Genomic DNA, 8572 nt, shown 5'->3' with positions numbered 1-8572 from the left:
AACACTGTTCCGCGATGACCACTTTTCGTATCGCGGAGATCGGTGGGTGGGTAAAGACTTGCGGGCTTTGAAACGGGATTAAAGAGCCCGGCGGCACCGAAATCAGCGAGCCGGGAAATTTGTTGGTGGGCTGCGTACCCGGGTTAAAGACCGCCGACGGTGGAGTAATTGCCGGAGATTCTGCATTGGCGGTGATGAGGTAGGCAGTGCACGAGGTCGGTGCGTTCTGCTGCGCGACCAGGAGGTTGGCCGCCGAGACTAGACCGACCCACGAGGTCGGGAATCCCGGACCATTGCATGCGCAGCGAAAGACCTGCACTGCGGGCGAGGGGATAGGCGACGCAAACGTCACCGGGCCCGGCGCGGGCAGCAGTTGTGGTAATGCACCGATGGTCGCGAATGGTTGTGGCTGTCCGGGAGCCGCGGGAAGAGAAACAGAGGGAACCGCGGCCGGAGCAATCGCCGTCTGACCGAAAGCGGGCGTAGCGTATCTTGACTCCTTCACCGCCAGCAGAAAAAAGGAGGTCAGCATGATTGCCGCGACCGAAACTCTCGCAACACGCATTCGTCTCACCATTAGGCGGCGCGCCGCATCGCGCCGCAGGCGCAAGACAACGACGTCGGCCTTGGCTATAATCGCGAGCCGATTCACGCGGCGCAAGCACTCTGCATCGAGCCGCGCGCGTTGTTGCCGGCCCGCGACCCAGATGGGTGTCAGGTGGCGGAGTAACGGTACCAACGCCTGCGAAAATGAACCCGACAGGTAGCGGCAGAGCTGCTGCAGCCACAAGGAGATTCAAGATGCTGTCCAAGAAATGCGTTTGGCCCGCGCTGGCGATAGTCGTGCTCAGCTTCGGTGCCTGGTGCCCGGCGATGGCACAGGAGAATTCCGAGTCTCTCAAGGTAACCGGTTCGTTACCAAAAAACCCGCTTCCGCCACCCGCCACCAGCGGTCAAATTCCCCTGAACGCGACGCCGGTCGGGCCGCAGTCGGCGCCGAACATCAATGTACCGAATAGCAGTACCGCGCCCTTCCAGCACATGGACTCGGTCGCATCGTTGCCACAAATCTTCGTCAGACAGTGGTCGCTCTCCAACGACGTTCCTCCCGAGAGTTTGATCAGCGAGCGCTACATTCGCAGCGTCGATCAGGAGGCCCGAGCGCTGACGTTGAAGGAAGCGATTTTTATCGCCTTGCGCAACAATCCGAACGTGGTAGTGGCACTCCTCAATCCAATCGCGTCGACCGAGAGCATTCGGGTGCAGAACGGCGCCTTCGATCCGAACACGCAGGCACAGATCGATACCGGCAAAACCGTGGTACCGGTTACATCCATCTTTCAGACCGGCAACGGGGCAACCTCATCGTCCTCCAAGACCTACGACTGGAATTTCGGTCTCAACAAGGTTTCCGCGTACACCAACGGAACCTTTGGCATCACTTTCAACAACAATCGTGGGTCGTCGAATTCGGCCTTCAGCGGAGTGAATCCATCCTATACCCCGAACCTCACCCTCTCTCTGAGCCAGCCCCTGCTGCAGAGTTTCGGATGGCGATTCGCAACCATCGGCGTGCGGATCGCCGAGTCGAATCAAAAGGTGGCGCAATGGACCTATGGACAGACGCTCCAGGATTTTGTCCAGCGTATCGGCAATGAGTACTGGGGCGTGGTTCTCAACGAGGAGCTGCTCGAGGTAGCACGTGCGGCGTTGCGCTTCAACGAAGAACTCGTGCGGGAAAACACCATCTCGGTCAAAGTCGGAACGCTCGCCCCGCTGGACTTGCAGGAAGCGCAGTCGGCCGCGGCCACGGCCGCAGCCAATGTTTATACCGCTGAGGCCCAGCTCAAGAATTCGCGCGCACAGCTGCGACAGGATGTGATGCTGAATCCGAACGACACGTTCATTCCGGCGGAGATCGAACCGGCAACGCGCCCCAACCCCACGGAACAGGTAGCCGAGAGCGAGGAACGCGCCCTTGAGATGGCGGTTCAATATCGGCCGTCGCTGAGCGGACTGCGGGAATCGATCCGCAATGCCCTGTTGCAGGTCAAGTTCTCGGAGAACCAGACTCTGCCGCTCCTTAACCTGGGCACGCAGTTCGGTTTGACCTCGACCGCTGGAACCACGCCCTGTACCCCAGTAGTTAGCACTGTCCCGGGAAATTGCACCCCCACCGGGTCCACCGTCCCGAATAGCGGCGACAAACTCCCCTTCGGCGGGATCTACGGCGACGCACTCAATCGCCTGTGGAGATTCACCTGGTACAACTATGTCACGGTGCTGACTTTCCAGATGCCGTTGGACAACGCGGTCCCGCGTGCACAGTTGGCTCAGGCGCGCATCCTGTACGAGCAATCGCGCATGCAGTATCGCGCCGCGCTGTCACAAGCGGTGGTTGATGTGGAAACTGGCATCGCCGACCTCTACGCAGACGTAAAGCGCGCCCAGGCTACCGCACAGGCCACCTTTTACGCCCGCCAGGCGCTCCACGACGAAGAGGTGCGGTTTCGCGTCGGGATGGCGACTACCCACGACCTGCTGCAATTCCAGGAAGAAGAGGTCCAGGCCGAAGGCAACCAGGTGCAGTCCGAAGTCGATCTGGAGAACGCGCGGCTCGCGCTCTGGCACGCCGAGGGCACTCTACTGCAAGCGTTCCAGATTGACTTTCAGCTGCAGGACAACAGAGAAACGCCCTGGTACGCGACTTTCTGAAAGCGGCTCGCGCAGATTGCATGTGCAATCTCCGCGAGCGCTTCAACTTAGGATTCGAACGCTGGTGGTGTGGGGTTCCCCTGGCGACCGGCTCAGGAGTTAGCGCGATCAAACACCCTGCGCCGCGCTGCAGACCTGCTTCAGTGATGACCGTCCAAGGTGACCACTCGGCTCGCGAAATGCCAGCGACCGTTCACCTTGCGCAGGGTATCCTTGTAACGTCCGACCGCTGCCTGCTGAATCTTTCCTTCCTTGCAGTGGTAGTAAACCAGGTAGCAGCCTCCCGCGCCGCCGTCACCCTCGAGCTTGAAGTACACGTTCGTGATCACGTGCAGCACCCCGGCGCCGCCCAGTGACTCGCGATAGAGCTTGGTGAACTTCTTAAGGCCCTCTCTGCCGAGGTGTTTTCCAAAACGCGCGCTTTCGAAGCTGCCCTCTTCGGTGAAGCACGCCACCCACTCATCGGCCTGGTTGTTGTCGATCGCCACCGCGTAGCGCGAATAGAGCTCCTCAACGTCGAGGCGGTCCTGCAGCAGGTTTACGTCAACCATGATCTTCTCTCCCCCAAAAACGTTCCACAATCTGATCAAATCACATTCGAGTCGCGCAGGCGCGCAATATCATCCCAGGTATAGCCCAGCATCTCGGTCAGAATGGTCTCGGTCTGCTCGCCCAATTCCGGCGCGTGCCCTCGCGCATCGCCGGGGGTTTCCGAGAGCTTCACCGGCATTCCCAACAGCTGCATCTGCCCAAGGCCGGGAACTTCGTGGTGGACGATGTATTCATTGGCCTGGACCTGGGGGTCATCGGGAAGGTCCGAAACCGTGTTAACCACCGTATAGATGAAGTCTCCCCCTTCCTTGAGTGCCTTCATCCATTCCTGGCGGGTCTTCATCGCGAATGCCTGGTCAAGGATTGCGATCAACTCCGGGGCGTTGCGGCCACGGGTTCGCATGTCGGCATATTTCGGATCGTCAGTTAGATCCGGTCGGCCGATGGTCTTGCAAAAGTCTTTCCAATAGCGATCGGGCTGAAGCATTCCGAGGCACAGCCACTTGCCGTCGGCACACCGATAGTGGTTCCAGAGCGGGTTGAACGCGTTCAACCTCGTGTTGCGGTTGAACTCCTTGCCGGTGAAGGTGCGCGCGACCACATTTAGCCCCTGTAACGCCATCATCGAACCTAGGTGCGATGCATCGACCTCTTGTCCCACTCCATATCGCTCGCGCGCGAGCAGGGCCGCCAGCACGCCATACGCAATCATCACCGCGCCCATCTGATCAGCAATCCCGCCGAAGATATAGGTCGGCGTCGAGCCGTCCACGCCGAGTGCGTTCATGACGCCCGAGCGCGCCTGGCCCAGGTAGTCAAAGGAGGGCTCGCCGCTGTCGGGACCGTTCGGCCCGTACCCTGACGCGCTCGCGTAAATGAGGCGCGGGTTGTGCTCTTTCAGGGTCTGGTAGTCGAGTCCAAGTCGCTTCGCCACGCCCTTGCGGAAATTCTGCACGAACACGTCGCTCTTGGCGGCCAGGCGATAGACGATCTCGCGTGCCTCGGGCCGTTTTAAATCGAGCGCGACACTTTGCTTGTGTTTGTTGTTGGCTTCAAAATAGAAATTCCGGCCACCTCTGTCGGTCGAGCCACCTGCGACCGCCATGATGCCGCGCCCCGGATCGCCCCGCTCGCGCTCTTCAATTTTGATTACTTCAGCGCCCAGGTCCGCGAGCATCTGGGTCGCTACCGGGCCCTGCTGCCATATCGTCCAGTCGATAATCCGAATGCCGGTAAGCGGACTTCTCATGATTGCCTCTATACCACATCGCGGCCCGATCGCCTCGTCCTGGGGCGGCTCTGGATTTTTCCGGCCCGCTTGAGTTCGGTCCGTCGCACCTTCATCTATGGAGGGCCGGTTATGCGAGTTAGGGTGGCAGCACCTCCTGCGGAAACTCCAAGCGTATGCCGGTCGGGAGATGTATTCTGTCAGTGAACTACCTTTATGACCGCCGCCCGACCACCGAGAAGCGGCGGCCGGGCCTCCGCGCGGCGCGCGTCCCAGGCGCGACGCCTGAGATGTTCAGGTTGGCTAGGACCCAGTGAGCACGCATCCACCGCGGGACGGATGGAACGATCGACATCGCGGGCGCGAAGCCGGCGGTGAGCCGGAACCGTTCGTGAAAGAGATGCTGCCGCGGCTTGTGCACGCGGGGCTCGCCATCGACGTCGCCGCAGGGCGCGGACGGCACAGCGTGATTCTCGCGGACCACGGATTGCATGTCGTAGCAATCGATTATTCACGCGAAGCAATCGCCGCCCTGACAAAGCTGGTTGAACGCCCCTGCGGCGCGATATGGCCCGCCCTGGCGGACTTGGACACTTTTCCAATTAAAAGGGAAAGCGCCGACCTCATCGTGAACGTCAACTACCTGGCTCGCGGGCTCTTCCCAAAGTTCATCCAGGCGTTGAAGCCCGGGGGGATGTTGTTGGTGGACACCTTCCTGATCGATCAGGCCGCGCTCGGCCATCCGCGCAATCCACGGTTTATGCTCGACCACTACGAACTGCTCGCGCTGCTGGAGAGACTCCAGATCCTGTGCTACCGCGAGGGACTGGCCGTTTACCCGGACCAAACCAAAGCGTGGCGCGCCTCCGCCCTCGCCCGACGCAAGGAGCACAATTGATGCCGTCGCGCATGACATATAAATCGGCCGGAGTGGACATTGCACTCAAGCAGGCGCTGGTGCCCGTCCTTCGCTCCATCGCCGCGAAAACTTCGGGTGCGAACGTGATCGGCGGAGTCGGCGGATTCGGCGCGCTGGTCGCGGTCAACGGAGCGACCCGCGGCATGCGTCATCCGGTTCTGGTCTCCGGTACCGACAGCGTGGGCACCAAGCTTAAGATTGCATTCGCCACCGGCCGCCACGACACCGTCGGAATCGACTTCGTGGCGATGTGCGTTAATGACATCATCTGTCACGGTGCCCGCCCCCTCTTCTTCCTCGATTACATCGGGGTGGGGAGGCTCAACAAAAAAATTGTTCTCGACGTCGTTAAAGGTGTGGCGCGCGGATGCGCCCTGGCGGGGGCGAGCCTAGTTGGGGGTGAGACCTGCCAGGCCGGCGACCTCTATCATCCAGGCGAATATGACCTGGCGGGCTTCGCCGTAGGTCTGGTCGAGCGCAGCCGGATCCCTGACCCGCGCGCGATTCGGTCCGGCGACCTCCTGGTCGGAATCGGTTCCAACGGACTTCACTCCAACGGCTTCTCGCTGGCACGCAAAGTATTGCTGGAGCGCGCGAGGCTCAAGTTGGGAACGCGGATTCCGGAATTGGGCTGCACACTCGCCGACGAGTTGCTCCGGCCGACGCTCATCTATGCCGACGTGGTCAGAGAACTGTTCGAGCGGTTTCACATAAAGGGTCTCGCCAATATCACCGGAGGCGGAATTCCGGAAAACCTTCCGCGAGTAATGCCAACCGGTTTGCGCGCGCTCTTGGACAGATCATCGTGGAGCCAGCCTCCCATCTTCGGTCTGATCCAGCGGCTCGGCGAAGTCAGCCGCGGTGAGATGGATCGCACCTTCAACAATGGCCTCGGCATGATAGCCATCGTTTCCTCGCGCGAAGCTGACCCGGTAGTGGATCATCTGCGCCGCCGTAAACGCTCAGCCTGGATCGTCGGCGAAGTTCGCCGCGGCAAACGCGAAGCCATTATCGGCTGACAAGGAGCATCGCCGATGCCGCTCTTTGCAGGAGGAAACTTCGCCGAGGGGTTCGGGGGTGAGAGTGGCGCGGGGTCTATTGATCAGAATGTCTCAAGTCCGTGGTGTCCTACCGGCCTGATGGGAATCATGCGCCAACTGGATTTTCGTCCGAGTTAACGAAACGGTTCGCATCATGAGTCGCCTTTCTGTGGTCGTTCCGATGCTCAACGAGGGGTCTGTCATCGGTGACACGCTCGCAGCGCTTCGTACGGGCGCCCCCAACGCCGAGATCGTAGTCGTCGACGGTGGCAGCACTGATCAATCTGTCGATGTCGCGCGCAAGTTTGCCGACCGGGTCGTCGGCGCCTCGCGCGGACGCGCGCGCCAGATGAATGCGGGTGCGGCGCTCGGATCGGGCGAGATCCTGGCCTTCGTACACGCGGACACTTGGGTTCCATACTCTTTCGAAAAAGACATCCTCGATGCCTTGGGAGAATCGGGCATCGTCGGCGGGCGGTTCGACATCGAGCTGGATGATTCGAGCTTTGTCTATCGCCTAATCGGAGACTTGATCAGCCTTCGGTCCCGAATCACCCGGACGGCCACCGGTGACCAGGCGATTTTCGTTCGCCGTTCGGTGTTCGAGTCGCTCGGCGGATTTCCGGACTTCGATCTGTGCGAAGATCTCGATTTCTCTCGCAGACTGAAACGGGTCGGCGGGGTCGCCTGCCTGCGCTCACGGGTTACCACTTCCGCGCGCAGATGGCGCCGCGCCGGCCTCGCCCGCACGGTCCTGCGAATGTGGGCCATCCGCGGCCTCTATCTGCTAGGCGTACCTCCGTCGAGACTCAAGCAAATTTACGCGGACACGCGCGAGGCAGGAACTGTCGGGCGTCCGTGGATCGGGTGAGCCTGCGGCAGACGCATCTGACGCTAACCACAGAGCTGAGCGCCGCTAGCCTCTCCAAAGGCCTGCTCCACTGTATGGACTCCGTGCTCCGCGTAAGCCTTAATGATGACGAAGGGACTAATACGTGGCCAAAGTCGAAATCTACACCACTAACTACTGCCCGTTTTGTATCCGCGCCAAGAGCCTGCTCAAGCGCAAAGGCATCGCCTTCGAGGAAATCGATGTGACCGATGACGACGCGATGCGCGAAAAAATGATCGAGCTTTCGGGCGGGCGGCGCACCGTACCGGAGGTTTTCATCAACGGAAAAATTGTCGGCGGTTATGACGAGCTGAGCGCCCTTGATGCTCGCGGAGAACTGGACGCGATGCTCGCTCAACCCGCGCAGTGATGCCCGCGGTATCCAAGACTTCGAGAACCTGAAAAACAAACAGGCGCCGACGGAAAATTATCCGCGGCGCCCGCAACGTAAGGCGAATAAGGGGCTTATTAGTTGCCGCTGGGTGAAGCGACCAGGCCTTCGTTCATGTGGTGTAGGGCGTTGCGATCAGTCGATGACTCGTACTGAATCGCTTCCGCGCTCACCGTCACTGTGGACCCATCCGCAGAAACTTCGCTGTCTTCCTTGATGACGGCGTCTACCGTGTCAGGATATTTCTGGAGCGCCATCGCCTTGAGCCTGTCCTGCATCTTTGCCGCATCAATGGCATCCGGCGTAAAGGGCTCGGTATACTTTAGCTCACCGAGCTTGTTGTACGGCTTACCGGCAGGCGGTTCTCCGGTCGTTACCCACACGTGCGCGGTGTCGACCCGTTGAACGAATTCCTGTTTCTTTGCTTCCTCGGCCTGTCGCTGCGCTTCGATCGCGCCGCAAGCACAAAAGTTGAGCGCCAGCCCGATAGCCACGAGTTTCGCGAGTGTTAATGAGCGCATGTCTCTCCTGTCAGCTCCCCAAGCTCGTCAATTCGCATTATAGTGCCGCGTCGTGAATTGTCTAATGACTCCAGCGCGAGCATCCGTGCTTTTTATTTCATTTAACCCTGCTTCCGCGCAAACGGCCGCTCGCTGGGCGGCAACGCCCATGCGCGGCCTTAGGTTCTGTCAGTTCGGGGGCCGAGAGTGACCCGGTTTGCCGCGTGTTTTCTGCTGGTGTTCGGTGAACTGGCGTTTGGCGGAATCTTCGCCCTCTCGATTCCGCCGTTCTTCAAGATCGAGCGCGGATTCTATAAGTCAACCGCGAGCGTCTA

General features: G+C 60.3%; 9 protein-coding genes. 5 read left to right on the top strand and 4 right to left on the bottom strand.

The window, feature by feature from the left end:
* Positions 1-790, bottom strand: a 790-nt coding sequence (locus VGI36_07955) for a hypothetical protein (protein ID HEY2485067.1), incomplete at its 3' end; no start/stop codon positions are given.
* An 11-nt stretch (positions 791-801) separates the two neighbouring features.
* Here VGI36_07955 and VGI36_07950 point away from each other — a divergent pair.
* Positions 802-2715 carry a TolC family protein gene (locus tag VGI36_07950; GenBank protein HEY2485066.1) on the top strand — a complete coding sequence of 638 codons (1914 nt, stop codon included), beginning with the start codon at positions 802-804 and terminating at the stop codon, positions 2713-2715.
* Between the two features lie 140 nt (positions 2716-2855).
* Here the strand turns inward: VGI36_07950 and VGI36_07945 are convergent, their stop codons facing one another.
* A complete protein-coding gene (locus VGI36_07945; GenBank protein HEY2485065.1) occupies positions 2856-3266 on the bottom strand; it encodes a nuclear transport factor 2 family protein in 411 nt (136 codons plus the stop codon).
* Positions 3267-3301: 35 nt separating this feature from the next.
* The gene (locus tag VGI36_07940) at positions 3302-4516 is read right to left on the bottom strand and encodes a CoA transferase (protein ID HEY2485064.1); all 1215 of its coding nucleotides are present in this window, start codon (positions 4514-4516) and stop codon (positions 3302-3304) included.
* 292 nt (positions 4517-4808) lie between these two features.
* Here VGI36_07940 and VGI36_07935 point away from each other — a divergent pair, with 292 nt between their 5' ends.
* The 4 genes from VGI36_07935 to grxC all read left to right on the top strand — a co-directional run bounded on the left by VGI36_07935 (position 4809) and on the right by grxC (position 7716).
* Positions 4809-5393 carry a class I SAM-dependent methyltransferase gene (locus VGI36_07935; protein HEY2485063.1) on the top strand — a complete coding sequence of 195 codons (585 nt, stop codon included), beginning with the start codon at positions 4809-4811 and terminating at the stop codon, positions 5391-5393.
* Entirely contained in the window at positions 5393-6433 is a 1041-nt protein-coding gene (gene purM / locus VGI36_07930) for a phosphoribosylformylglycinamidine cyclo-ligase (protein ID HEY2485062.1), read from the top strand. Before VGI36_07935 ends, purM begins: the two co-directional genes overlap by 1 nt.
* A 175-nt stretch (positions 6434-6608) precedes the next feature.
* Positions 6609-7325, top strand: coding sequence for a TIGR04283 family arsenosugar biosynthesis glycosyltransferase (locus VGI36_07925; protein ID HEY2485061.1), 717 nt, complete (start codon positions 6609-6611; stop codon positions 7323-7325).
* A 124-nt stretch (positions 7326-7449) separates the two neighbouring features.
* The gene (grxC, locus tag VGI36_07920) at positions 7450-7716 is read left to right on the top strand and encodes a glutaredoxin 3 (protein HEY2485060.1); all 267 of its coding nucleotides are present in this window, start codon (positions 7450-7452) and stop codon (positions 7714-7716) included.
* A 98-nt stretch (positions 7717-7814) separates the two neighbouring features.
* On the opposite strand, the gene VGI36_07915 is transcribed toward grxC, so the two are convergent.
* The gene (locus VGI36_07915; GenBank protein HEY2485059.1) at positions 7815-8258 is read right to left on the bottom strand and encodes a hypothetical protein; all 444 of its coding nucleotides are present in this window, start codon (positions 8256-8258) and stop codon (positions 7815-7817) included.
* Between the last annotated feature and the right edge of the window lie 314 nt (positions 8259-8572).

The sequence above is a fragment of the Candidatus Binataceae bacterium genome (assembly GCA_036495685.1).
GTDB lineage: Bacteria > Desulfobacterota > Binatia > Binatales > Binataceae > JAFAHS01.
This window is presented reverse-complemented; position numbering and strand designations above follow the sequence as displayed.

What these genes read in the sequence shown, in the direction of transcription:
- VGI36_07940 (HEY2485064.1), bottom strand. Translation starts at nt 4,516, where the DNA reads ATGAGAAGTCCGCTTACCGGCATTCGGATTATCGACTGGACGATATGG.
- purM (HEY2485062.1), top strand. Translation starts at nt 5,393, where the DNA reads ATGCCGTCGCGCATGACATATAAATCGGCCGGAGTGGACATTGCACTC.
- VGI36_07915 (HEY2485059.1), bottom strand. Translation starts at nt 8,258, where the DNA reads ATGCGCTCATTAACACTCGCGAAACTCGTGGCTATCGGGCTGGCGCTC.
- VGI36_07950 (HEY2485066.1), top strand. Translation starts at nt 802, where the DNA reads ATGCTGTCCAAGAAATGCGTTTGGCCCGCGCTGGCGATAGTCGTGCTC.
- VGI36_07925 (HEY2485061.1), top strand. Translation starts at nt 6,609, where the DNA reads ATGAGTCGCCTTTCTGTGGTCGTTCCGATGCTCAACGAGGGGTCTGTC.
- VGI36_07945 (HEY2485065.1), bottom strand. Translation starts at nt 3,266, where the DNA reads ATGGTTGACGTAAACCTGCTGCAGGACCGCCTCGACGTTGAGGAGCTC.